This window comes from Mesorhizobium sp. WSM4849 (assembly GCF_055811385.1).
In genome coordinates this window covers 71,578-94,430 of sequence record NZ_JBVVPW010000024.1, presented here as the reverse complement: position 1 = coordinate 94,430, position 22,853 = coordinate 71,578, and the positions used below count along the sequence as shown (strand labels likewise).

The following is a 22,853-nucleotide window of genomic DNA, read 5'->3' as shown; positions in this document are numbered from 1 at the left end:
CAAACGACTGGCATAAAGGTTGGCGTTGAGGCGGACCACTTCCGACCAGTCGAGCTATCCAAATGCGAAGCGTACGTCCGCTTCCGCACTTCGTGCGCCAAAAGCCGTCAGTTCTTCGGCCCAAGGCAGACAGTTGTCTTCGGCCAAGTCGGGCCGCCACCAGCAATAATTCGTCCTCCCTCTATGCCCCCAGCGTCGGCTCCGTATTCACCTCCAGCGCCTCTTCCGCCTCATCCTCCTCGCCGAGAACCTCGCCGTGCACCCCCAGCGGCCGGCCTATCCAGATCGGGTCGACCAGATGATCGCGCTTGGGGTTGGTGGTGTTGGGGTGGATGAGGATGCTCAGGCCGCCATGGTTCAACATCAGCCACGGAACCAGGGTAGCGAAAATCCCGGTGGCGAAGGAGACCTGGTACATGGCCTGTTCGTGCGGGCCGACCGGCCCATCGCGCCAATTGCCCAGGCGCACGCGGAAGCGCTCGCCGATGCGCAGGCGCAGCCATTCGGCATGCTGCCGCTCGGCCGGCCCGTCATAGTAGATATGGGCGTGATAGCTGGCGATCTCCGCGAGAGGCCTTGGAGTGGCGGCGTCTTCGTTCACCTTGATGCTCCCCTTCGATGATTACCGGCAGACCCGAAGCATGGAAGGTCGACCTTGTCAGGCAGTGTTGATGCCGCCTCTTGCCGGGGGATAACTGGACAAGCGTGATTTTGACACTAGTCACCCACGCGCGCCAGCGTGCCGAGATGATTGCCGTCGAGAAACTCCATCGTCATCGCCGACGCCTTGCCGTCGGGGCCGAGCACAAAGCTTACGCCAGACGGCGCGTCCGGCGTCTCGGCGTCCGGATAGGTCAGGAACATGTCGCGGTCGAAATGCTCCAGTGAATAGGACCGGGCGCCGCCCGGCCCGACCTTGAGCACAAGGCCGTCGCCCTCACCCGACACAACCGCATCGCCGATGAAGTCGTTGAAATAGCGGCCTTTATAGGCGCTGGCCGGCCCGGCCGGGCTCGCCGGAGACGGCGGCGCGGCATAGGCGGCCTTGGCGGCGGCGACCGCCGGGCCGAACAAGCCCGCATAGGTATCGTCCCATGCCTTGACCCAGTCCTTCTCGATCTTTCCGTCAAAGGCCATATCGGCGAAGCTGTCGGACAGCCCTTCCGGCACGCCCGTCGAAAAGGCGTTGGCGACAATCACGATGCCAAGCTTCTCCTCGGGAAAGAGCGTCACCAGGGTGCGGGCGCCGACGCTGAAGGCGCCGGCATGACCCCAGCTCAGACCATGCCGGCCGAATTCGATGTTCCAGCCGAGGCCGTAGAAGGACTCGCTGCCGGAGACGGGGTTCTTGCCCCGCGTCATCAGGGGAACATGCGTCTGGTCCAGCGCGTCGGCTTTAATGAGGGTCTCGCCGGCATAGACGCCATTGCCGAGCACGAGGCGCACCCATTGCGAGAGATCGCGCGCCGTGGAGCTGACGCCGCCGGCGGGCGCCTGTGCATCCGGGTCGCGCTTTATCTTCGCCGCCCAGACGCCATCGACCCTGACGTGCAGTGCGGCGCGGTTGGCGTGCTTGATGAAGTCCGCATGACGGGAACTGGTCGAGGCCATTCCAAGCGGGCGGTAGAGCTTCTCCTCGGCGATCTCCTCCCACGACTTGCCCGTCGGCTTCGCGGCCGCGACGGCACCTTCGGTCAGTCCGAAATTGCTGTAGGAGTAGCCGGCGCGAAAGCTCGACGATGGCGACACGAACCGCAGGCGACGCAGGATCTCCGCGCGGTCGTAGCCAATGTCCTCGAGGTCGTCTCCGGCCGTGCCGGGAAGTCCGCTGCGGTGCGAAAACAGGTCGCGGACTGTGAGTTCGCTGGTCGGATAGGGCTCGGACAGCCGGAAGGCCGGATCGAGATCGGCGATTTTCGCATCCCAGGAAACGATGCGATCGCTGACCAGCGCCGCCACTATCGTTGCGGAGACCGGCTTGGACAGGGAGGCGATCTGGAACACCGTATCGGCGTCGACGGCCTCCGGCTTGCCGGCCTCGCGATGCCCGAACCCCTTGAGGAAGACCACCTTGTCGCCATGCACGACCCCGATGGCGAGACCAGGTACCCCACCATCCGCGACGACGCCTTCGGCGAGCGCCTCGAGCTTCGACAGGGCGGCAGTGATCCGCTCGGGCGTGTCGGCCGACGCCGCATGCGGCGAAAGCACCATGACGGCGATGAGGGCCCGCATCCCCCAGCGGCGGAAATTCTGACCCAGCCCCACGCTCGAGCTCCCCCTAACCCCTGCAAGAACTGGTCATACTACAGGCCGACGCAGGAAAGGCCAACCCTCGCTTGGTCGCGCTTCCCCTGTTCTTGCCTTTAAACAGGACTGACGGCGCCGTTCCGGTTTACCGCCAGGTAACTCGCCCGCCGGGCGAACAGGTCCGGGACCACTGCATGCACCTCCGCGATCAGGTCCTGTATCTCGGCGGTGAGAAGGACGCCGTTCTCGACGATGATCTTTCCGTCCACCATCGTCAGGTCGACATCGCTGCCGCGCACCGCATGAACAAGGTTGTGGTGCAGATTGAACCAGGGGCCGCTCATCAGCGGCGTCATGCGCGGCGTGTCGGTCCTGACTGCGATGATGTCGGCCTTCTTGTCAGGCTCGAGAGAGCCGATCTCATGATCAAGGCCAATGGCCTTCGCGCCTGAGATCGTGCCCATGCGCAGGACATCCCAGGCGTCGAGAGCCGAGGCGTCGAGCTTGTGCAGCTTGGCGAGCAGCGAGGTGCATTTCATGTCGTCGAACATGTCGAGATTGTTGTTCTCCTTCTCGCCATCGGTGCCGATCCCGACCGCCACGCCAGCGGCAAGCAGTTTTTCCACGGGCGCCGTCCCGCTCGCGAGCTTCATGTTGCTCACCGGATTGTGCGCCACGCCGATGCCATGCGCGGCGATGATGCCGATCTCCTCGTCATCGAGCCAAACGCAGTGGGCAAGCAGCACGTTTTTGGGCTCGAACAGGCCGAAGCGGCGCAGCACCTCGATGGGGCGCTGCTGGTAACGGCGGTCCATTTCGACAATTTCCGCCTGCGCCTCGTTGCTGTGGGTGTGAAAGCCCGTGTCGAACTTTTTCGCGAGATCAATGGCGCGCCTGTATCCGGCTTCGGTGGAGTAGAAGGCGTGCTCCAGGCCGACCCAGACGTGGATGCGGTCGTCGGCGCCGTGATGCCACTCTTCCAGCAGCTTTTCATTGGAATCGAACGTCTCGAAATAATCATAATCGGGATGCGCGCCCACGTAAGGCACCAGCACGGAACGGTTGCCGATCGCGGCCGCCGCCCGCGCGCTGCCATCCATATAGCGCCACATATCGACGATGGTGGTTGTGCCGGAGAGGACGGCCTCCGCATAGCAGAGCCACGAGGCGGCCTCTGCCTCGCGGGGCCGAAGCACGCGGTGCATCGGATCAATGTACATACGCAGCCAATCCCAGACCGGCAGCCCCTCGGCCGTGCCCCTCAAAATGCCGGAGTGGCAATGGGCATTGACGAGACCCGGCATGAGGAGGCGGTTCCTGAGCCGGCGGAGCTCTGTATGGGGATAAGCCTTCTCGATCTCCGACCTCTGGCCGACGGCGGCGATCCTGCCGGAACGCACGACGACTGCTCCATCCTCGATGACGCGGCGCTCCGCGTCCATCGTGATCACCGTGTCTGCGGCCAGTATCAGATCCCGCTCCATTGTCGCCCTTCCTTATCAGTTCCACTGCGGAAACTAAGTTTTCCGCGCGATGACGACAAGCGCATAGACTCGCGCATTGTGTGCGCATAATTAGAACAGGCGGGAAGGAACGCAGGATGCCCTTGATCACGCAGTCGGCGCGGCTGCTCGAAATGGTGGCCCGTTACGGATCAATCCGCAGGGCGGCCGAACGTGTCAATGCCGCCCCCTCGGCGGTGAACCGCCAGATCCTCAATCTGGAGGCTGAGCTTGGGACGCTCCTGTTCGAGCGCGTTCCGCGCGGCATGCGGCTGACCGAGGCGGGAAAGATCCTCGTCGATCAAATCCGTGCCTGGCAGCGCGACTACGAGTGCGCCCGCGCCTCCGTGGAAGGCCTGAAGGGTCAGAACGGAGAGTTGGTGCGGATCGGGGTGATGGAATGCCTGGCCGCCGATTTCCTGCCTCGTGCTTTCGGCGAGCTGCAGCAGGAGCATCCGGACGCCACGATGCGGGCGGTCGTGGACGGCACGGCGGAGATCGCGGCCCAACTCCTCTCCAACGAGATCGATCTCGCGGTCGCCTTCAACATGCCGCGCGACACGGGTTTGAAGATAGTCCACGAGATCCGGGTGGAACTAGGCGCCGTCATGCCGCCGAGCCATCGTCTGGCGCGGGAACAGGAAGTGCCGCTTTCGGCGCTCCTTGAATATCCTCTTGTGCTTGCCGATGGCACGCTGAGCATCCGGCCAATCGTGGACGCCATGCTGGAGCGCACGCGCAGGCCGGCCGCAGAAGCGGTCGTGACCAATTCCATCATAATGCTGAAGTCGATGGTGATGCGCGGAGCAGGTGTAGGAGTGCTCACGTCGGTCGACGTCTATAGCGAGGTCAAGGCAGGCCAGCTCTACTTCGCGCCGATCGCCGGCGCGCATGTCTTCGAACTGCTCTCCGTTTCGGTGCGTGACACCAAGGCGCTCAATCCCAGCGCGGTAAGGATGGCCGAGATCGTCTCCTCTGCCATGGACAAGTTGACTCAGCCTATCCCTGGGAACCAGCCGGTCAACGGTATCGAACAGACCACCGCTCAGCGGCGACGACCGTCATGAAGAGCCCGATCGACAACAGCGATGAGAGCACGATAGCGGCGTAGAGCCGGTCGGACTGATAGTTGAAGGTCGCCTGGATGATCAGCGCGCCGAGACCTTTGTCGGAGCCGATCCATTCGCCGACGATCGCGCCGATCACCGCGGTCGCCGAGGCGATCCGCAGCGAAGCGAAAAGCATTGGCAGCGCACGCGGCAGGCGCAGGCGCCAGAATACTTCCCAACGCGTCGCCGACAGCACGCGAAACAGCTCGTGCTCGCTGGGGCTCGCCGATTCCAGGCCCCGGATCATGTTGATCAACGTCGGGAAGAAACAGATCACCGCCGCGATCACGATCTTGGGCAGCATGCCGAGGCCGAAGATGAGGATGACGACCGGGGCCAGCGCCAGCACCGGGATCGTATTGAAGAACAGCACGACCGGAAAATAGGCAGCCTGAAGCGTACGGCTGTGCACGAAGACGACCGCCAGCAGCACTGCGGCGAGATTGCCGAGCACGAAGCCGGAGAGCGCCTCGATGCCCGTCGGCCAGAGGTTCGACAAGAGAAGCGATCCGTTCCTGGCAAACACGCCCGCTATCGCGGTCGGCGTCGGAACGATGTATGCGGGCACGCCGGCGAGCGGCAGCAGAACCTGCCATGCGAGAATGAGCGAGCCGGCGCCGAGGATCGGCAGCACTGTCTGTGCGAACGGCGAAAGCAGGCCCCGGTTCACGAGGCCGCTCCAAGAGCGGAGCGCATCCTGGCCATTGCCGCGACGATCGCCGGATCCTCGCGCGAGCATCTGTTGTCCGGCCCCTTCAGCGGACGCAGATCGTGGTCGGCGACGATCCGTCCCGGATGGGCGGCAAGCACGATCACGCGCTGCCCGAGATAGACGGCTTCGGCAATGGAATGCGTGACGAATAGCACGGTCGTTCCGGTCCGCCGCCAAAGGTTCAGCAGTTCGTCGTTGAGGCGGTCGCGGGTGATCTCGTCAAGCGCGCCAAACGGCTCGTCCATCAGAAGCAGGCGTGGCTCGCCAAGCAGCGCCCGGGCGATCGCCAGCCTTTGGCGTTGTCCGCCGGAGAGCTGATGCGGCAGGCGCTCACTGAGCGCCGACAGGCCGACGAGTTCGAGCAGTTCGTCGGCCCGGTCGTCTATCATGCGCGACAGGCTGCGGCGGCCCACCTGGATCGGCAGCCGTACATTCTCGCGCGCCGTGCGCCACGGCAAAAGGGTCGAGTCCTGGAAGACAAAACCCACGCCTCGGCCGGAGCGCACCGCCGACGGCGTTTCGCCCATCACGCGTATCGTGCCCGCGAGCGGCGCCAAAAGATCGGCGACAACCCGCAGAAACGTCGACTTTCCGCAGCCCGAAGGCCCGAGGATCGACAGTAACGTCCCGGCCTCGACTGTCAGTTCGAGACCGGAGATCACCGTCACTGGCGAGCGCCGGCCGGGATAGCCGACGTCGAGCCCGGAGGTCTCGATGGCCGGCGCGGCCATCAGGAGGTGGGCGCGCCGAGCTTCGGCCGTTCAGCCGCACTGAGTTCGAGAATCTCAGTCGTATAGACGTCCTCGGCCTTCGGCCTGCCGTTCGGGTATTGGCCAATCTGGTCAAGCAGCGCGATCTGGCTCTCGATCGAGGCAGGATCGAACGTGCCCCATCCATCCTTTTTCGTGTTGTCGTCGAACGACAGTTTCAGCACCAGCGGGATCGTCTTCTTTTCCCAGCCTGCGTCGATCTCGGGATAGGCCGCGACGAGCTTGTCGACCGCCTGCTCGGGATTGGCGTGGACCCAGCCCCACCCCCTGGCGACCGCGCCGATGAATTTTGCCAGGGTCGCGGAATCGGATTCAATGGCGCTGTCGGTCGCAAAATAAACGTCGGCATAGGACGCCAGGCCCAGCTCCGACAACAGCAGATCGATGCGATCATCGCCGACGACGCTGAGCGCCTGCGTGTTGGTGATCCAGCCGCCGATCGCATCCACGTCGCCACGGACGAGCGGGGCCTTGTCGAACCCGACATTGACGATGGTGACTTCGGAAGGGTCGGTGTTGTTCTTCGCGAGCATCGCGTCGATGGCGAAGCGCGCGGTCGGCTGCGTGCCGATCCGCATCCCCTTCAGGTCCGCCGCCGACCGGATCGGCTTCGCCGGTTTCGAGGTCAGCGCATAGGGTCCGGTGCGATAGCCGCAGGCAATGATCTTCACCGGAACGCCGCTCGCCCGCGCGGCATAGAGTTGAGGCGATTCGGAGAATTGGCCGAGCTGGGCGGCACCGGACACCACCGGCGGCACGGTGGCGGCGTTCGGTCCGCCGGGGCTGAATTCGACTTCGAGCCCGGCCTCTTTGAAGTAGCCATTGGCGACGGCTGCCACGTCGCCGATCTGGCCGTTCGACATCAGCCAGTCATACTGGATGACGAGCTTGGCAGCTGCCGAGGCGCTGGCGCCAAACAGCTGAAGTCCCGGCCCGAAAGCCGCCAGGCCGGCGGCGCCGGCCTTCAGGATCGATCTGCGATTCCATTGCGATGTGTTCCCACTCATCTTCTTGCTCCTTTGTTGGACGGTTTGCATGCGGCGCGGCCCTTCTCGCGAGGCCGTCGCGATCCAATCACACTTGCGTGTCGTGATAGTCGCCCGGCCCGGCGCCGGTCCAGGCGTAGAGCTCCCACAGCGTCCCGTCCGGGTCGTGGAAGTAGGCGCAGCGCGCGTTCCAGACATAGTCGCCGGGCGGCCCGACGAACGGCACGCCCTTGTCCGACAGCTCGGTATAGAGCCGGTCGACCTCGCCGGCGCTTTCGAGTTCCATGGCGACGCATGCCTTGTGCGCCTGCTTCGGTGAACGGACATTCGAGACGCCGCAGTGGCGATTGATGTGGTCCAGTTCCCATGCGGCGAGCGTCACGCGCTCGGAATGAAAATCGACAAAGCCCTCGGCGCGCCGTCTGATCCGGTAGCCGAGTTTTTGGGTGTAGAAGTCGATGGTACGGTCGATATCCTCGACAAGCAGGCAGATATCGGTGATTGCCTTGGTCTGCCCGAGCGACATGGTCATTTGCCTCGATTGATCTTCGCGGTGAGTTCGACGCCTACGCGCGCTGCCGCGCCTTCGATGTGCCGGCGCATCGCCTCGCCGGCAGCCTGCGGATCATGCGCGGCGAGCGCGTCGTAGATCCGCACGTGCTCGGCGACGTTGACCTCGACCAGGTCGTGGAGCGGGTTGGTGAGGCGGGCATAGTGGATCGACTGGCGGATCTGCTCGCAGACGAAGGAAATGAAGGTGTGGATGTAGCTATTGCCGGTGGCCCGGGCGATCGCCCGATGGAAAAGCAGATCGGCCTCGATGCTGCCATCCTCCCAGCGCTCCTCGCCGCCCATGCGGTCCAGCGCAGCCTTGATCGCGTCAAGATCATCGGATGTACAGCGCGCCGCGGCGAGTGTGGCGGACTCGGTCTCCAGAATGCTGCGCAGCTCGAAGAGCTGCTCCATGTTGCGCTGGTCTTTCAGTGCTTCACGGTCGATCCGGATGGCTGTCCGCTGTTCCGGCGCCATGACGAATGCGCCTACGCCCTGACGCGCCTCGATCATGCCATCGGCGCGAAGCTGCGCGATCGCTTCCCTGACAACATTGCGGCTGACGCCGAATTTATCGGCGAGCTGGCTTTCGGTGGGAAGCCGGGCTCCCGGGATGATGTCGCCGCCCTCGATCTCGCGGCTCAGATGCGAAGCGACGCGATGCGGAAGCGCCTCCACGCTGCCTATGATGGACGAACGCTGCTTCATGCGGCTTTCCCCTACAAATCGCCCGGACCAGGCATGAGACACGCGGGATTGAACAGGCCCGCCGGATCGAAGGCTGCCTTGATCGCGGTATGAAGCTGCCGCTCGCGCTGCGACAGGCCGGCCCAGAACACATGGCTGCGGCTGCGACCCACACCATGCTCGGCACTGAACGAGCCGCCGAGCGCGAGAGGGAAGGTCATGTCGGATGCTTCAGCGGCGTCCTTGACGTCCTGCAGCACGGCACCGGCGTCAGCTTGCAGCGTGAAGTCGAGCCGATCGACGGAGCGTATCCGATTGAGACGCTCAAGCGACAGCACGGCGAACTCCGAATTGTCTGGAATCGCGCCGCCGGCAAGTCCGGTATTGCCGCCTTGCACGACGATCGCGACACCGCTCTGCGAGCACCATCTCACAAACGCCTGGACGTCTTCCACGGATCCTGGACGCACGATGAAGCGGGCACTGCCGCGCCTGTCGCGGCCCCAATCGAGGAGGTGCGCTCTGCCAGTGGCGACCGTCCGTCTATCAGCGCATCACCCGCCAGCTGCGCAGGCAGCTCAGCAATTGCGCCGGAAGCTTCGCGTTGAAGAGATGGATGAACCGTAGTCATGGGTCCGATCATACGGTCATCCTACAACTTGGCAAGTCGCATTCTCTCGGTTGCCGTCTTCACTTCGGCGCCGAACTCCGCGGCCCACCCCGCAATCCACGCCCGCGCCTGAACTGTTCGCCCTCGAAAAATGCTATTTTTTACAACCGGCCGGGGCCAATGCCTTAACGTGCTGCCTGGAACTGTTCTTTGTCGGCCTGAAAATGTTTCAGATCCTTCGCAGTTTCTCGCTTGGCCAGGTCGGCCAGCGGCCGTTCGAAATGGGCTGCAAGACGATGATAGCGCTGAAGGACATGAAGGACGGCAAGGCCTCCGCCGGCCGACCCGACCTACACCGGGCTTGACATTTGCACTCCGGAGACAGCGGATACCTGCATCGCCAAATAGCACTATTGGGCGGGAGGAAACTCCCGCCCTTTTCCTAGGGGATATCAATGTCGGAATTGTTCTCGCTCAACGGCCGTGTCGCGTTGGTCACGGGTGCTTCGCGTGGTCTCGGCTTCGCCATGGCCAAGGCACTTGTGGAAAACGGCGCGACAGTGATCGTCAATGCCCGCGATCCGGCCGCCCTCGCCGCGGCGGCTGAAAGGATCGGTGCCGAAGCCCTGCCGTTCGATGTCACCGACGCGGCGATCTCAAGGGCGTCGCTGGAAGGAATCGTCGAACGCCACGGCCGCCTCGATATTCTGGTCAACAACGCCGGCATCCAGCATCGAAGTCCACTGGTCGAATGGCAGGACGAAGATTTCAACCATGTGATTGCCGTCAATCTGTCGGCCTGCTTCCGCATGATGCGCGACGCGGTGCGCCTGATGCTGCCAAACAAGTTCGGGCGCATAATAAACACCGGATCGGTTGCGGCGATACTTGGCCGTCCCACCATTCACGCCTATGTGGCGGCAAAGGCGGGGCTGCACGGGCTGACACGCTCGACCGCCGCTGAACTGGGCCGTCACGGCATCACCGTCAACGCGATCGCCCCCGGCTATTTCGCCACCGAGCTCAATACCGCACTTATGAGCGACGAGGCCTTCACCAAATGGGTCGAGACACGAACCCCGGCGGGCCGCTGGGCCCAGCCTGAGGAGCTCGGCGGAGCCGTGGTGTTTCTTGCCTCCGACGCTGCCGCCTACGTCAACGGACATGTACTGGCCGTTGACGGTGGGCTATCGGTTTCCCTCTGACCGGCAACGTGCCTTTCAGGAATAGATTTCAGCCGGGCAGCGCTGCGAGATCTGCGAAGACCGGCTGAGTTAGCCAATCCCATAGACCAGGCTCACGCGCCCGTCGGGAAGCTGCTGAACCTTCCGCAGTTCGAGCCCGCGACGATTTTGCGTTGCTCCAAACAGCGCCTTCCCTTCCCCGACGAGCAGCGGATAGACGATCAGCCGCAGTTCATCCACCAGCCCGGCATCGATAAGGCTCGCGGTCATTCGAGCACCGCCCATGAGATAGATATCCTTGCCCGGCTGCTGCTTGAGGGCAGCGATGTCTTCGAGGCTCCGCACGAAGCGGGTCTTTGGCCAGGCCGCCGAAATCATTGTGTTCGAAAGCACATAATGCGCGGTCTGTTCGGCAAAGCGGGCCCATTCGAGCTCCGCCGGCGTCGGTAATTTGCCGGTCATCGGCAGCGGCTTGTCCGGCTCATTCTGGATCGCGCTCCAGTAGCGCTCGTAGCCGACGTACATGACGCTCCCGAGCAGGCAGGCATCGATCTGCGGCGTCAGCCCATACTCCTCCGACCACGCGTCGACCCAATCGGCGTAACCCTCGGGTCCCTCCATCTTGCCGTCGACGGAAACCTTCATTCCGGTGATCAATTTGCGCATGACTTCCTCCATCGGGCTTGCGAAATGCAAGCACGTTTCATCGTCGGTTCGTTGCTGGTGTGCGAGCCTCCAAGGGCCGATGCCGGTGGAGGCTGGGCGGTGACTTCAGGGGTTGGCCGACGCGATCGTGTCAGGCCGGCAGGCGGCGGTCGTATTCTTCCCGCAGGCGGCTCCAGCCGTTCCAGAAAGAGGTCGGGGTCTTGCCCGCGAGGCGGGCAGCGAGCATGTCGAGGTGCATGTGCCAGCCGGCGGTGACGTTGAGCTGAATTGCGCGCTCCGGCAGCCGGCGATGGATGACGGTGAGCAGCACATCGTTGCCCTTCGGCTCCAGCAAGAAGGAAACGCCGCCGGTGTTTCCCCAGGTGATGGCAAGCTTGTAAGGCGGATCGAGCTCGGTGATCCGGCCCTCCATCCGATGCTCTTCGGGGAAGCCCGCAGGGCGCTGGCCGGGCGGATCGGTCAGCTCGTCGTTACGCCAAACGAATTCGAACGACGTGCCGGCCTTCATTTCCATCTGGCCCGCGGCCATCCACTGCCGACGCAGGTCACTCTCGGTGAGATAGGCCCAGACCCGCTCGATAGGGCCAGGCAAAAGCCGCTGGATGGTGAATGTCGCCGGCTCGGTCAGCTCGCCATAGGCTTCGATGGTTTTCATCTGGTTCATTGGTCGTTTCCTTCTTTTGAAGTGGGCGATTTCCTGGAATCATCCTGGGCTTTGCGTGCGTCCTCCTCGCGAAGGAGACGTTCGAGAACATCGAGACGGTTGGTCCAGAAGCGCTCGTAGAAGCCAAGCCATTGGTGGGCGCTGGCCAGCGGTCCGGGTTCGAGGCGGCAAAGATGCGTGCGGCCCCTCACCTCGCGACGAATAAGCCCGGCATTCTCCAGCGCCTTTATGTGCTTGGAGGCGGCGGCCAGCGACATGTCGAACGGTTCCGCCAGCTGGCTTACCGTTCGCTCGCCGCCGGCGAGGTCGCGAAGCATCCTCCGGCGAGTGGCGTCGCCAAGCGCGTGAAAAACCGCGTCGATCTGGGATGTCTCTAATTCAACCATGGAGTTGAATATAGAGGCGCGTTTTCGGATTGTCAACCGTTTGGTTGAATGATTGTGGGAAAACCCCTGCTACGCCAGATTCAGCAAAATTTCAGAAATCTTCCGGTACGCACCCGTTCTTTGGCTTCATTGTTCTCAAGAAAGAAGGAACCGGATGAGGTCGACCATGTCACTGAATGAGAACACGCGCCAAGCCGCCCGGCAGGAACTCCTCGAATATGTATCTTGCGTTATGGCTGCGTCGCCTTGTGCGCCCATGCCTGGAACGATGTTCGAAATGCTCGAGATCATCGCCATGGACAGGCGGATGGCTTCCAGCCAAAGTGAAGGCGAATCAAATTCCTTTGGTCCCTTGACGTCTGAGCGGATTGAGACCCCAATCAGGCAGCGTCTAGTCAGGCTGATCAGGTCGGCATTCGATGTCGCAAGAAAATCCAGAGCCCGTTCTGGCACTTGGCAGGTGCGAGCTTGATCTGGCGCGCGGCCTCCTTCTCCGCGACGGGAAACCTGTTGCTCTCCGCTCCAAGGCGTTTGATCTGTTAACCTATCTCAGCAGGAATGCTGGGCGTGTCGCGACCAAGTCGGAACTGATGTCAGCGGTGTGGCCTGATGTCTTCGTGACCGAGGACTCACTGACGCAAGCCGTCAGGGAGTTGCGAAAGGCTCTGCAGGACGAAAGCCAAACCATTATCCGCACGGTCGCCAAACGCGGCTACGTCCTCTCTCTTCTCGATGCGCCAAAGCCAGAGCGCTCTGGACAGCCGAGCGTTGCGGTACTGCGCTTCAGCAATGAAGGTGCGCCGGAAGACACCCCTCTGGTTGACGGCTTCGCCGAGGACATTGTCAATGCGTTGGCTCGCTTTGGAACGGTCGTTGTGCTGGCGCGCAATTCCGGATTTGCATTTGTCTCGGATTCCGCTTCCGATTGGCGTGCCATTGGCGACAGCCTTGGCGCAACCTATTTGGTCCGTGGCAGGGCGACGACTCGCGCAGACGGCATGCGGGTCACCGTCAGCCTCATTACCGCTTCGACGGGTGGAGTTCTCTGGAGCGATAATTTTTCTGCGTCTGGCGGCCAGATCTTCGATATGCAGGAAGAAATCGCTCGCCGTGTGGTGAACCGGCTGGTCGCTCGGCTCGACGACGCAGGGATTAAACAAGCAACCCCAAAGCCTACGGACAGCTTGGCCGCATACGAGCTTCTCCTGCGTGGACTGGCCCGGCTGCGCGGCTATGGTGATGACGACAATGAGGCTGCGCGCAGTCTTTTCCAGGCGGCGGTCGAGAAGGACCCGACCTATGCCTTGGCGCATTCCTACATCGCGCTCGCCGATCTCATTATCGGTGGCTATGCTGAGGCATCCCCAGCGTTGCTTGGTTCAGTGATCGACCGCGCAGAGTGTGCGGTGACCTTGGCGCCGGAAGAGCCACGCTGCCATCGCGTACTCGCCCAGGCTTTCCTCTCAGCCCGTCGGTTCGAAGCGGCCGAACATCACCTTCAACGCGCGCTCGACCTCAATCCATATGACGCCGATACGATTGCTCAAATGGGATACTTGCTCACGATGAGAGGCAGGCCTCTTGAAGCACTCGCGGCGCTTGACAGTGCGATACGGATCAACCCGATCCATCCTGATTGGTACCACTATGATCGCTCTATCGCGCTTTACTCTTCAGGAGACTACAAGGCCGCGCTCCTTAGCATGTCGAAGCTCCCATTAAAGACACCCTGGCGGCTGACAAGGCTCGCGGCGTGCCATGCGCAACTCGGCGATCTCAAGGAAGCCCAGAGCATTATCGCAGACATCAAGCGGATAGCGCCTGACTATTCACCACTGGAGTTTGGGCAAACCAGGATAGCGTTCGAACATGCGAGCGATATTGAACACTTCACTGCCGGCGTCGCCAAAGCACTTGCAGCATATGAGGCCGGCCCGGTCGGCGCCCTGCCCGGACATCGTGAGTAGCAGCGCACTTATAGCGAAGGGCTGACGAGCCTTCCGGATTGGAGGATTACCTGTTTCTTCGCCCGGTAACCACAAATGGCAACTGCAACCGGACGCGAGACCTTCATTTGCCTTCGAAGAAATTATGGATCGCGGCTTCCAGCTTTTCAATGAGCTGAGGGTTATGGCAGCTTCCAGCCCAGATCAGGGCGTTCAGTCTCATATCCTTGTTGAGAAAGTTCATTTTCCGAGAATCCAGCAGGTATCCCGCGACCTCATAGTGCCGTCCCTTATAGCCTCGATAAGCGCGTTGTTTCTTCCGGTCTTGTCAGTCAGATTCACGTCGGCGCCGTTCTCGATAAGCAACTTGACGACATCAAGATGCCCGTTCTTTGCCGCTTCGATCAGTGCCGTTCTGCCGTAGTAGTCGGCTCTTGCATTGATCTCTATTTCCGGATGTTTCACCAGGGCTAAAATAGAGGCGTAGTGGCCCTTGGCCGAAGCAAGGCTCAAAGGCGTGCTCTTCCATTTGTTTCTGGAATTCACATCGATTGCTGGGTGTTCGATCAACGCCTCGACCGCCGCGGTGCGGGCATTGAGGGCTGCAAGATGAAGGGCTGACCAGCCGCCGTCGTCCGCCTCTTTGATATTGGCGCCGGCCGCCAATTCCGCTCGAACGGCCTCCGCATCGCCGCTTTCTGCCGCGAGCAGCAGATTCGACCAACCTCTCGCCTCTTCGGCTTCCAAGCTCTCAGTCAATGCAGTCGCCTCCCCGAATGCTCCCCGCAGGATACCATTGTTCCGGTTCGGCCGACATCCACCGAATGACCGGCTTCCATCGAAAAGCCTTTCTCATTCGACAGCCCTAAGCACCCGAACGGTGGATATACCACCAGGTTCGACATTTGGCGGATCGTGGACGAGCACTGCGACCCGGCATTGCTAAACGAGGCTCCCGGCCTGCAGTAGCTGCCGGCACTCGTCAAAGCTGCTATCGGATCCAAAGCCGCTATCGGAACGATGAGAAGCAAGATGCGAATTGGACGTCGGCGATTTCTTATCCTGTCGCTCGGAGCGGCTGCTTTCGGCAAGGCACAAGCCTCCGAGCCACTCTGGGCAGCCCTGCGATCCGGAGAAGCCATTGCCTTGCTGCGCCATGCCGCGGCCCCAGGCTCCGGCGATCCGCCTGGCTTCAGGCTCGGTGAGTGCAGCACCCAGCGGAATCTGTCGGAAGAAGGTCGTGCACAGTCCCGCGCGATCGGCGACCTGTTCCGTGCGAATGGCATCTCGTCGGCCGCCGTCTATTCGAGCCAGTGGTGTCGTTGCCTCGACACCGCTCGCCTGCTCGGGATCGGCGAAGTTGTGCCTCTTGAGCTGCTCAATTCATTCTTTGGCGACAGTTCGGCCGGCGAGCAGCGCACCGCCGCCCTTCTGGCCTGGCTTCGCGGGCAGCGTTTCGGTGGACCAGCCGTCTTTGTCACGCATCAGGTCAACATCATCGGCTTGACCGGCGAGGTGCCGGATAGCGGCGAAATGATCATCGCCCGTATTCATCAGGCTGACCCCGTGCAGGTCATCGGGCATGTTGCCACGCCGGCTTGAGCATCATGGCCTTCGACCCCATCTCGTGCAGCAGCGCTTCAGTCGTGGAACAACGACGTGCAAGGAGAGATCAAAGGGAGTGATGGCATGGCTATCGATTTCAACCACACAATACTGCCGGCCCGCAACAGCGAGGCGTCGGCAAAGTTCCTGGCGGAAATGCTTGGCCTTCCAGCCCCGAAGCGCTGGGGGCCTTTCCAGATGGTCACGACCGAAAACGGTGCCAACCTCGACTACATGGATACCGGCGGCGAAATCAGGCCGCAGCATTACGCCTTCCTGGTCAGCGAAGCCGAGTTCGACGGGATCTTCGGTAGGATTCGTGAACGGAACCTCCCGTACTGGGCTGACCCCAGCCGGACGCAGCTGGGCGAGATCAATCACCACGACGGCGGCCGCGGCGTTTATTTCGAGGACCCGAACGGTCATCTTCTCGAGATCATTACCCGTCAATACGGCAGCGGCGGATGGAACCCGTGATCGCTCGGTGACGTAGCCAGTGGCGGACGCGCTGCGAGCCTTGTCACGGTGTTCTGCCGCAGCCAGCTGATCAGTCTGCTGAAATCGCGTCCGAAACTCGTCGCGGTCGTGACCCGCTCGGTCGAAGCGGTCGCCGGCGCAGTCCTTGTCGCCGTTGCCCTCCATGAAATCCTGTGAAGTAACGGTGTCGCCCTGGTTTGCTCAGTCGTCAGCGATGGAACTCGCCACCATCAATCCGTCCGCTGACGGCGAAGCCGGGAACTTGACGAGTTGCTCGCGCCCTCCGGCGATCAGTATGTAGAGCCTGGATATCTGCAACCCATCTCGTTTTTCGTCGATCTTCCCAGCGTCGGACCGGGTGAAAAAGCTCTTCAGGAAAGTCTCGTGATCGACATCGGTCAACGGCGACGGTGCATGTCTACACCGCCTTATCGTCCAACCTGGCTTTTGTTACCCCGATGATGGCCCCCCTTCGACATGGTGTCGTCCGCCGCAGTCGTCCACGTCGTTGCCTCATTTACATTCGCGATGGGGGAAAAGTTCGAAAAAGCATCGTAGGAAACCGGGGTCCATCGAAGCCTCCCCGCCGCTGCTGCTGTCCGGTCGAAATCGGGACCGTGTGCCAGGCAGGTGCTGTGGAAGGCTTCCAGTGCGCGCTCGACATCGACACCGGCGTTCACCGATGATGCCGGATAAAGGGTCGGCGAATAACGTCAGGAGGAAGCGAGGCGACATTTCACGCTCCGAGCCAGCTCAAAACGGTCGACACCTTTCAAACGCTTTGCCGCCGCGATCGATCCCTCCTGGCTAAACGCCCCAAACCGACAAGGCTGGCCTTACCGCTCCTCTGGGGGCTTCAAGTGCCGGAACTGCATCAGCAGCAGCAGGTCATAAATGATCTTCAATGCACCGCAGATGAGGAGGGGCCAAGCTCGGAAAGAGGCAGCAAGCAGAGCGCCCGCCAGCGCCGGACTGGCTGCCGCGGCCAGACTGCGCGGGACAGATGTGAAGCTCGCGGCCGCCGCCCGCTCCGCTTCCGTGACAACGGCCATGACGTAAGACGAGCGCGTCGGGACGTCCATCTGCGAAAGCGCAGCGCGGACCAGCAGCAGGGCCAGTGTCAGAGGTAGCGTCGGCGCAAGCGCCGACAGCATCAGGGCGATGCTGGACGGAATGTGTGTGAACACCATCGTGTTGATGAGTCCGATGTGCCGGGACAGCCAAGCTGCAACGGGGAATGAGAACGCCGAAAGCACGCCGGACCAGAAGAAGAAAAATCCCGCTTCCGAAAGCGACAGGTCGAATTTTTCGAAAAGCCATAGGGCAAGCAGCGACTGGACGACAAAGCCGCCGGCGAAAGCATCAAGGCTAAAAAGGGCCGCAAGCTTGAGAACGATATTGCGCGAGGGGCCAAGCGCGGACGCGGTACCTGTGTCCGACGTGGGACGGCGCTGCGGGATCCGCGCGTAGAAGAGGCCGCCGAGCAGGCCGAGCAACGCGTAGAGCACGAACATGGCCTTGATGCCGGTGAGTTGGTCGAGGCCGGATGGAGCAACAAGATCAGGGGTCGCCGAAGCGAGTGCGCCAACGGCGCCTGCAAGCGCGCCCACCAAGCTGTAACGCGCGAACATCTTGGTCCGGGCGGCATCAATGACTTCGCGTGTGAGCACGGCATGCTCTAATGGCACGAACACGCTGACGCTGCCGGCCGACGGGTTGATGGTGCCTGCGAACGCGATCACCAAAAGCAGCGCGTAGTCATGAACCAGGGCAAAGGCCACACCCGTGGCGACCATCAGACTGGTGGCGGCAAGCAGGAGACGGCGGTGATCGTGTCGGGCACCAAGGACTCCGACGGCGATGGTCAAGAGCGCTGAACCGAGCAGCGATGCGGTCGCGATGATGCCGACCTGCAGAGGCGTGAAGCCCAATGCGAGCAGGTAGACCGGCAACAGAACGGCCACGAAGCCATCGCCCATATCGCGCAGGGCTCGGGCCGCAAAAAGAAAGGTCGTCGGGTGGATCCGCTGCACTGGCCAAGCCTACTCTCATGACCTGCGTCGACGTCACCGCGCTCGGCAGCGACGCTCGGCAAGGCGGAAAGATCATGACGGAGTCGCGTTGGATATTCCAGCGAGGCGAGTATCGGTTTTGTTGGACTGGAACAGAGAGAACCTGTTCCGGGTAGATGGACGGGTGTTTGAGGTACGGATGGATGGATGAAGGAACTTGTTAGGGCCCGTGAGCTCACGCGGTCACTTCATCGAACGGCCGATGCCGAGCGCGTCCGTTTCGCGTGGGCACCCTCTCGCTCGCTCCACGCCTGCGAAATCCGCGGCGAAAATGGTATCGGACCGATTGGTGCTCCAATATGGACATGTAGAGTTGTTGTCTTCGAGCGTTCCGTGAGAAATGGCATCCAGGCAATGACAGGCCGCTAGACAGCAGACCGCCAGAGGGGGAATAGATGCGTCGCATCGCTCGGATCTCGCTTGCCATCATCCTTTCGCTAGCCGTCGCAATCCTGACTGCCTGGGCCGGACTTGCCATGTGGTATCGCCTGCCTGTGGCTGAGCTTGGACGGGCTCTGGCCGGCGTCCTTTTCATCTTGTTCGGCCTCGCCACTATCATCGCACTCTTCAGCCGGTTTCGCATCAGGGCGCTTGTCCTGTTTGCAGCTGCGTTTGCTGTGGTTCTGGTTTGGTGGAGCACCATCAGGCCTTTCGATCACGCGGACTGGGCGCCCGACGTCGCCCGTCAGGTGACCGGCACCCGCGACGGGAACCTGTTGACGCTGACTGATGTGCGCGCCTTCGAATGGCGTAGCGCTACTGATTTCACCGAACGCTGGACAACGCGGACCTACGACCTCTCCAACGTTCAGACGGTCGACCTCTTCATGTCTTATTGGTCCGGGACCAAAATCGCCCATGTCATCATAAGCTTCGGCTTTGCAGGAGGTGACTATCTTGCCTGGTCGATTGAGGTGCGACGCCATGGAGGCGGCAAGTTTTCTCCCATGGCAGACCTGTTCAAGAGCAATCCCTTGGTCATTATTGCGGCTGACGAGCGAGACGTCGTCGGCGTCAGGTCAAACGTTCGGGGAGAAGATGTCCAAATCTATCGGCTAAAAACGTCACCGGAAGCGGCCCGGGCGCTCTTGCTGGAATACGTGTTGGACGCAAATGCACTTTCCACGACTCCAGAATTCTATAATTCCATCACGACGAACTGCACGACCACGATCGTCAAGATGATGCGAGCCGTCGGTGACGTGGTGCCTCTTGACTGGCGCCTCATCGTTAACGGCTATCTTCCCGAATATGCGTATGCACAGGGTGCGCTCGATGTCAGCCTGCCGATGTCGGTTTTGAGGGAGGCGGCCCACATTGACGGCCGTGCGCGGGAGGCAGGCCTTTCGCCAGACTTTTCGAGATCGATCCGGATTGGCGTACCATCTCCCGGTCCGATTTATTGATCTCTGGAAACTATTTTCTGGTCGGTGCGAATCGGATCTCATCCCGGCTTCACGGCGCACTTCTACTTTCTCCACCTGTCGACTCGCCTTGGCGGACGTCGTGCCTAGATAAGCACACTGCGCTGGGCGAAACGATGCAGAAGGACCTGAGCATGCCTGAACAGATTACCCTGAACAAACCTGAACAGATCACATTGAATGATGGCTCAGCCATTCCGCAGATCGGCCTTGGCGTGTGGCAGGTCGATCCAGCCATCACGGCCCAGGTTGTGAGTTGGGGGATCCAGACCGGCTACAGATTGATCGACACCGCCGAAGGCTACCAGAACGAGGAAGGCGTCGGGCGAGCGATCCGCACGGCTGGCGTGCCGAGAAGCGAGTTGTTCATCACCTCGAAGCTGCGCAACGGCGCGCATCAGCGTGACGCCGCCCTGCGGGCCTTCGACGAGACGATGAGCAAGCTCGGCATCGAACAGATCGACCTGTTCCTGATCCACTGGCCAGTGCCCAGCCAGGGCAAATATGTCGAGGCGTGGAATACGCTGATCGAACTCAGGAATGGCGGCCGGATCAGGTCGATCGGCGTTTCGAATTTCAACCAGGACCATCTGGAGCGGATCATCGGCGAGACCGGAGTCACGCCCTCGGTCAACCAGATCGAACTCCATCCCCGGTTTCAACAGCGCCACATCAGGGAATTTCATGGCACGCACAACATCCGCATCGAAAGCTGGAGCCCGCTGGGCAGCGGCCGGCTGTTGAGCGACCCGACCCTAGAAAAAATCGCCGGAAAACACCGCAAATCCGTGGCGCAGGTGATCATTAGATGGCACCTTCAGGAAGGACTGATCGTCATTCCCAAGTCGATCCACCAGGACCGCATCGCCGCCAATTTCGACGTCTTCGATTTCGAGCTGGACGCGGCAGACCTCGAGCTCATTCGAGGCATGGATTCATCAGACGGCCGCACCGGGCCGAACCCCGTCACGGCTGCGTTCCTGTTCTGACGAGCGACGGGACTCGGCCAGATCAGCGAAGGCGGATGGCGTGAGGGTAGCGGCCGCTTGGCGACGGCCGGCTGCCCGATGCCGAACCTGTACGCTGCGATTTGTTGTCGGCCAATGTCAGACAGCCGGTTTACTGACGGAAAAAAGCTGCAGGCCACCGGGAGCACCTGCAAGTTCCGTCTCGCAATGCTCCTCAAACGTCAGGCCCGAACCGGCCATGAGATCACGAACGGTCCGGGACGCGATGATCTCACCCGGTCCGGCATGATCGAGCAGACGCGATGTCAGTTGAATTGCAATACCGGTGACGTCGTCGCCGCGCCTTTCGCATTCGCCAATATGGATTCCCGCGCGAACCCGAAGGCCGGATTCGCCCAGTCGACGACGGATCGCCAATGTGCATTGGATCGCTCTCGTTGGCCGCTGAAATACTGCTAGAAACCCGTTTCCGGTGCGCTTGATTTCCTCACCGTCCGCATGATGCAATTCTTTGCGTATCTCGTCATCGTGTCGCTGCATCAGATCGCGCCGCTTCTGGTTGCTGGTGTTGACGAGAGCCGACGGCAACCCGACGACTTCCATGTGCAGCGCCGTCACAAGCACGCGCTCGCTCGAGGCTGCCGGCAGAGAGCCGGTGACAAAAGCCTGAATCTCGTCGACCAGACGATCCGAATCCTGTCCCCAAATGACATGGTCATCGCCAGCAAGCTCGACATATTTAGCGCCTGCGATGTGCTTTCCCAGATACTGCCCCTCTTGCGGCTTCACCCAGCGATCGCCTGTTCTCTGGACAATCAGGGTTGGAACGTGAATGGCCGGAAGGATGCCACGAACATCGATTTCGGTGGCCCAGCGCCATTGAGAGATGGCGTCAGCGGGAGAAGCTGAATTGCGCAGGAAAGCCGCAAACCATTCTCGTTCGAACGCGTCGTTCATAAGACTGGGCGCCGCTCTGCTTAGATCCGAGGGCTCTCCCCACTCTCGCTCAATAGCGGACAATTCGTCTTCCATTTGCTCCCTGGTCTTTGCCCAAGGGTAATCCTTTGACCATATGCCCCTGGCATACGCGCCATTGAGCACGAGTGCCGCTGTACGCTCGGGATAGGTCGCCGCAAACAGCATGCACATGTTGCCGCCTTCGGAGCTGCCGAACAGAACCGTGCGCGTTGATCCGACCGCGTCCAACACCGCCCGCACGTCTTCCATACGCTCTTCGAGGGTTGGGAATCCTACGTTGCGATCGGACAGTCCGGTCCCTCGCTTGTCCATACGGATCAAACGGGAAAAGGAGCCGAGACGCTGGAGCACATGCGCCAACCTCGGCGAAGCCCACGCAAGATCGAGGTTGGAGACCCATCCGGGGACATAGATCATGTCGACAGGCCCATCGCCCGTCACCTGATAAGCAATGTTGCTTCCGGCCGATTTGACATAGTGGGTGGTTGGCCGCACGGCGTGGCCCCCGAACTCTGGGCGCTCGTCGGCCTGGGTCCGCGGAGATTGCATCTTGTGGGAAGGTGAAACCGAACCACGGGTCTTTCGAGGAGATGCGCCAGACATCATGCGGCGCGCCCGAAGGTCTTCGTACAGCTCACGGGTTTCCGGTTCGGGCTGCAAGCGAAGTTGTCGCTGCAGCGCATCACGGCAGCGCTCATACTGCTTCAGCGCGAGGCTGAAGCGGCCCTGGGCAGCATAGGTCCGCATCAGGGCTCGGTGGATGTCCTCCCTTAGCGGCTCCAAAGCCAGCAGGCGCATCGCCGCCCGCACGCATGGTCCAAGACTGTCCGTTGCTGAATAGTGGGCGACCAGCTTCTCCAGCACGGCGATTGCTAGCGCCCTCAATCGCTCGCGCTCGACTCTGAGCCAATCCTCGAACGGCTCCTCCTTCAGGCCGAACCCGTCGAGGAGGTCGCCACGATAGACAACGAGCGCCTGTTCGAGTTGCTCCGGTTCTGAGCCGGCGGCCAGCGCCTCGAACCGCGCGACATCGAAATCAAGATCGTCGAGATTGAGGGTAATGCTTTCGCCGTCGGTCAGGAACGTTCGGCCATCGGATGCTTCCATCCCCTTCCTGATGGCCGATAGGGCCTGTCGAAGGTTCATCCGGGCCTGGGCCTCACCGTTGCCGCCCCACAAAAGCGCGGCCAGCTTCTCGCGCGACTGACAGTGTCCGGATTGCAAGGCGAGATAAGCCAACATGGCGCGCGCCTTGCGGCTGAAAACCGGGGCCGCCGCTGCGCCTCCGGCGAAGTCGAAACCGCC

At 61.7% G+C, this 22,853-nt stretch carries 23 protein-coding genes and 1 pseudogene; 8 read left to right on the top strand and 16 right to left on the bottom strand.

From position 1 onward, the window contains the following. Positions 1-181: 181 nt before the first annotated feature. The 3 genes from AC0L3L_RS25030 to AC0L3L_RS25020 form a co-directional block, all read right to left on the bottom strand. On the bottom strand, positions 182-601 hold the full coding sequence (locus tag AC0L3L_RS25030; RefSeq protein WP_473487563.1) for a DOPA 4,5-dioxygenase family protein: 420 nt from the start codon (positions 599-601) through the stop codon (positions 182-184). Between the two features lie 116 nt (positions 602-717). Next, the gene (locus tag AC0L3L_RS25025; protein ID WP_473639572.1) at positions 718-2,235 is read right to left on the bottom strand and encodes a serine hydrolase; all 1,518 of its coding nucleotides are present in this window, start codon (positions 2,233-2,235) and stop codon (positions 718-720) included. Between the two features lie 131 nt (positions 2,236-2,366). Beyond that, positions 2,367-3,734, bottom strand: a complete 1,368-nt coding sequence (locus AC0L3L_RS25020) for an amidohydrolase family protein (protein WP_473639535.1) — start codon at positions 3,732-3,734, stop codon at positions 2,367-2,369. Positions 3,735-3,850: 116 nt separating this feature from the next. Between AC0L3L_RS25020 and AC0L3L_RS25015 the strand changes: the two genes are divergently transcribed. After that, complete coding sequence (locus tag AC0L3L_RS25015) at positions 3,851-4,819, top strand: LysR family transcriptional regulator (RefSeq protein WP_473639533.1); 969 nt, start codon at positions 3,851-3,853, stop codon at positions 4,817-4,819. Here the strand turns inward: AC0L3L_RS25015 and AC0L3L_RS25010 are convergent. From AC0L3L_RS25010 to AC0L3L_RS24985, 6 genes are all read right to left on the bottom strand, one after another. Further along, entirely contained in the window at positions 4,773-5,531 is a 759-nt protein-coding gene (locus tag AC0L3L_RS25010) for an ABC transporter permease (protein ID WP_473639531.1), read from the bottom strand. The two genes, AC0L3L_RS25015 and AC0L3L_RS25010, sit on opposite strands and share 47 nt — an antisense overlap. Beyond that, positions 5,528-6,304, bottom strand: coding sequence for an ABC transporter ATP-binding protein (locus AC0L3L_RS25005; protein ID WP_473639529.1), 777 nt, complete (start codon positions 6,302-6,304; stop codon positions 5,528-5,530). Before AC0L3L_RS25005 ends, AC0L3L_RS25010 begins: the two co-directional genes overlap by 4 nt. Further along, positions 6,304-7,350: an ABC transporter substrate-binding protein gene (locus tag AC0L3L_RS25000; protein WP_473639527.1), complete on the bottom strand. Its 1,047-nt coding sequence runs from the start codon at positions 7,348-7,350 to the stop codon at positions 6,304-6,306. The genes AC0L3L_RS25005 and AC0L3L_RS25000 overlap by 1 nt, the downstream gene beginning before the upstream one ends. A 67-nt stretch (positions 7,351-7,417) precedes the next feature. Continuing rightward, the gene (locus tag AC0L3L_RS24995; RefSeq protein ID WP_473639525.1) at positions 7,418-7,855 is read right to left on the bottom strand and encodes a VOC family protein; all 438 of its coding nucleotides are present in this window, start codon (positions 7,853-7,855) and stop codon (positions 7,418-7,420) included. A gap of 2 nt (positions 7,856-7,857) precedes the next feature. Continuing rightward, complete coding sequence (locus tag AC0L3L_RS24990) at positions 7,858-8,589, bottom strand: FadR/GntR family transcriptional regulator (protein WP_473639523.1); 732 nt, start codon at positions 8,587-8,589, stop codon at positions 7,858-7,860. An 11-nt stretch (positions 8,590-8,600) separates the two neighbouring features. Beyond that, positions 8,601-9,038 carry an FAD-binding oxidoreductase gene (locus tag AC0L3L_RS24985; protein WP_473639521.1) on the bottom strand — a complete coding sequence of 146 codons (438 nt, stop codon included), beginning with the start codon at positions 9,036-9,038 and terminating at the stop codon, positions 8,601-8,603. A 400-nt stretch (positions 9,039-9,438) separates the two neighbouring features. Here AC0L3L_RS24985 and AC0L3L_RS24980 point away from each other — a divergent pair. Together AC0L3L_RS24980 and AC0L3L_RS24975 are read left to right on the top strand one after the other, a co-directional pair. Then, positions 9,439-9,586, top strand: a pseudogene (locus AC0L3L_RS24980) (sugar ABC transporter substrate-binding protein); the annotation flags it as partial. A gap of 47 nt (positions 9,587-9,633) precedes the next feature. Next, the gene (locus tag AC0L3L_RS24975; RefSeq protein WP_473526969.1) at positions 9,634-10,383 is read left to right on the top strand and encodes a glucose 1-dehydrogenase; all 750 of its coding nucleotides are present in this window, start codon (positions 9,634-9,636) and stop codon (positions 10,381-10,383) included. A 69-nt stretch (positions 10,384-10,452) separates the two neighbouring features. Here AC0L3L_RS24975 and AC0L3L_RS24970 read toward each other — a convergent pair whose 3' ends face one another. The 3 genes from AC0L3L_RS24970 to AC0L3L_RS24960 all read right to left on the bottom strand — a co-directional run bounded on the left by AC0L3L_RS24970 (position 10,453) and on the right by AC0L3L_RS24960 (position 12,078). Then, positions 10,453-11,028: a dihydrofolate reductase family protein gene (locus tag AC0L3L_RS24970; protein ID WP_473526968.1), complete on the bottom strand. Its 576-nt coding sequence runs from the start codon at positions 11,026-11,028 to the stop codon at positions 10,453-10,455. 130 nt (positions 11,029-11,158) lie between these two features. Beyond that, entirely contained in the window at positions 11,159-11,692 is a 534-nt protein-coding gene (locus tag AC0L3L_RS24965; RefSeq protein ID WP_473526967.1) for an SRPBCC family protein, read from the bottom strand. Next, positions 11,689-12,078: an ArsR/SmtB family transcription factor gene (locus tag AC0L3L_RS24960; RefSeq protein ID WP_473639519.1), complete on the bottom strand. Its 390-nt coding sequence runs from the start codon at positions 12,076-12,078 to the stop codon at positions 11,689-11,691. The genes AC0L3L_RS24965 and AC0L3L_RS24960 overlap by 4 nt, the downstream gene beginning before the upstream one ends. 419 nt (positions 12,079-12,497) lie before the next feature. Here AC0L3L_RS24960 and AC0L3L_RS24955 point away from each other — a divergent pair, with 419 nt between their 5' ends. Next, positions 12,498-14,045 (top strand): winged helix-turn-helix domain-containing tetratricopeptide repeat protein, encoded by a 1,548-nt coding sequence (locus AC0L3L_RS24955; RefSeq protein WP_473639517.1) that lies wholly within the window; start codon positions 12,498-12,500, stop codon positions 14,043-14,045. A 219-nt stretch (positions 14,046-14,264) separates the two neighbouring features. Here the strand turns inward: AC0L3L_RS24955 and AC0L3L_RS24950 are convergent, their stop codons facing one another. Then, entirely contained in the window at positions 14,265-14,783 is a 519-nt protein-coding gene (locus AC0L3L_RS24950) for an ankyrin repeat domain-containing protein (RefSeq protein WP_473639515.1), read from the bottom strand. Between the two features lie 387 nt (positions 14,784-15,170). Here AC0L3L_RS24950 and AC0L3L_RS24945 point away from each other — a divergent pair, with 387 nt between their 5' ends. Together AC0L3L_RS24945 and AC0L3L_RS24940 are read left to right on the top strand one after the other, a co-directional pair. Continuing rightward, the gene (locus AC0L3L_RS24945) at positions 15,171-15,626 is read left to right on the top strand and encodes a histidine phosphatase family protein (protein WP_473639513.1); all 456 of its coding nucleotides are present in this window, start codon (positions 15,171-15,173) and stop codon (positions 15,624-15,626) included. 87 nt (positions 15,627-15,713) lie between these two features. After that, positions 15,714-16,106: a VOC family protein gene (locus AC0L3L_RS24940; protein WP_473639511.1), complete on the top strand. Its 393-nt coding sequence runs from the start codon at positions 15,714-15,716 to the stop codon at positions 16,104-16,106. 201 nt (positions 16,107-16,307) lie between these two features. Here AC0L3L_RS24940 and AC0L3L_RS24935 read toward each other — a convergent pair whose 3' ends face one another. Both AC0L3L_RS24935 and AC0L3L_RS24930 read right to left on the bottom strand, forming a co-directional pair. Then, on the bottom strand, positions 16,308-16,508 hold the full coding sequence (locus AC0L3L_RS24935; RefSeq protein ID WP_473639510.1) for a hypothetical protein: 201 nt from the start codon (positions 16,506-16,508) through the stop codon (positions 16,308-16,310). 434 nt (positions 16,509-16,942) lie between these two features. Continuing rightward, on the bottom strand, positions 16,943-18,085 hold the full coding sequence (locus AC0L3L_RS24930; protein WP_473639570.1) for an MFS transporter: 1,143 nt from the start codon (positions 18,083-18,085) through the stop codon (positions 16,943-16,945). A gap of 488 nt (positions 18,086-18,573) precedes the next feature. Here AC0L3L_RS24930 and AC0L3L_RS24925 point away from each other — a divergent pair, with 488 nt between their 5' ends. Together AC0L3L_RS24925 and AC0L3L_RS24920 are read left to right on the top strand one after the other, a co-directional pair. Then, the gene (locus AC0L3L_RS24925; protein WP_473639508.1) at positions 18,574-19,584 is read left to right on the top strand and encodes an Lnb N-terminal periplasmic domain-containing protein; all 1,011 of its coding nucleotides are present in this window, start codon (positions 18,574-18,576) and stop codon (positions 19,582-19,584) included. A 152-nt stretch (positions 19,585-19,736) separates the two neighbouring features. Then, positions 19,737-20,591, top strand: coding sequence for an aldo/keto reductase (locus tag AC0L3L_RS24920; RefSeq protein ID WP_473639506.1), 855 nt, complete (start codon positions 19,737-19,739; stop codon positions 20,589-20,591). Between the two features lie 117 nt (positions 20,592-20,708). Here the strand turns inward: AC0L3L_RS24920 and AC0L3L_RS24915 are convergent, their stop codons facing one another. After that, positions 20,709-22,790: an alpha/beta fold hydrolase gene (locus tag AC0L3L_RS24915; protein WP_473639504.1), complete on the bottom strand. Its 2,082-nt coding sequence runs from the start codon at positions 22,788-22,790 to the stop codon at positions 20,709-20,711. Between the last annotated feature and the right edge of the window lie 63 nt (positions 22,791-22,853).

Coding starts and splice junctions, on each gene's coding strand:
- AC0L3L_RS24975 (WP_473526969.1), top strand. CDS start 9,634: ATGTCGGAATTGTTCTCGCTCAACGGCCGTGTCGCGTTGGTCACGGGT.
- AC0L3L_RS25000 (WP_473639527.1), bottom strand. CDS start 7,350: ATGAGTGGGAACACATCGCAATGGAATCGCAGATCGATCCTGAAGGCC.
- AC0L3L_RS25025 (WP_473639572.1), bottom strand. CDS start 2,235: ATGCGGGCCCTCATCGCCGTCATGGTGCTTTCGCCGCATGCGGCGTCG.
- AC0L3L_RS24930 (WP_473639570.1), bottom strand. CDS start 18,085: ATGGGCGATGGCTTCGTGGCCGTTCTGTTGCCGGTCTACCTGCTCGCA.
- AC0L3L_RS24970 (WP_473526968.1), bottom strand. CDS start 11,028: ATGCGCAAATTGATCACCGGAATGAAGGTTTCCGTCGACGGCAAGATG.
- AC0L3L_RS24965 (WP_473526967.1), bottom strand. CDS start 11,692: ATGAACCAGATGAAAACCATCGAAGCCTATGGCGAGCTGACCGAGCCG.
- AC0L3L_RS25020 (WP_473639535.1), bottom strand. CDS start 3,734: ATGGAGCGGGATCTGATACTGGCCGCAGACACGGTGATCACGATGGAC.
- AC0L3L_RS25005 (WP_473639529.1), bottom strand. CDS start 6,304: ATGGCCGCGCCGGCCATCGAGACCTCCGGGCTCGACGTCGGCTATCCC.
- AC0L3L_RS24955 (WP_473639517.1), top strand. CDS start 12,498: ATGTCGCAAGAAAATCCAGAGCCCGTTCTGGCACTTGGCAGGTGCGAG.
- AC0L3L_RS24920 (WP_473639506.1), top strand. CDS start 19,737: ATGCCTGAACAGATTACCCTGAACAAACCTGAACAGATCACATTGAAT.
- AC0L3L_RS24995 (WP_473639525.1), bottom strand. CDS start 7,855: ATGTCGCTCGGGCAGACCAAGGCAATCACCGATATCTGCCTGCTTGTC.
- AC0L3L_RS24990 (WP_473639523.1), bottom strand. CDS start 8,589: ATGAAGCAGCGTTCGTCCATCATAGGCAGCGTGGAGGCGCTTCCGCAT.
- AC0L3L_RS24925 (WP_473639508.1), top strand. CDS start 18,574: ATGCGTCGCATCGCTCGGATCTCGCTTGCCATCATCCTTTCGCTAGCC.
- AC0L3L_RS24960 (WP_473639519.1), bottom strand. CDS start 12,078: ATGGTTGAATTAGAGACATCCCAGATCGACGCGGTTTTTCACGCGCTT.
- AC0L3L_RS24940 (WP_473639511.1), top strand. CDS start 15,714: ATGGCTATCGATTTCAACCACACAATACTGCCGGCCCGCAACAGCGAG.
- AC0L3L_RS24915 (WP_473639504.1), bottom strand. CDS start 22,790: ATGTTGGCTTATCTCGCCTTGCAATCCGGACACTGTCAGTCGCGCGAG.
- AC0L3L_RS25015 (WP_473639533.1), top strand. CDS start 3,851: ATGCCCTTGATCACGCAGTCGGCGCGGCTGCTCGAAATGGTGGCCCGT.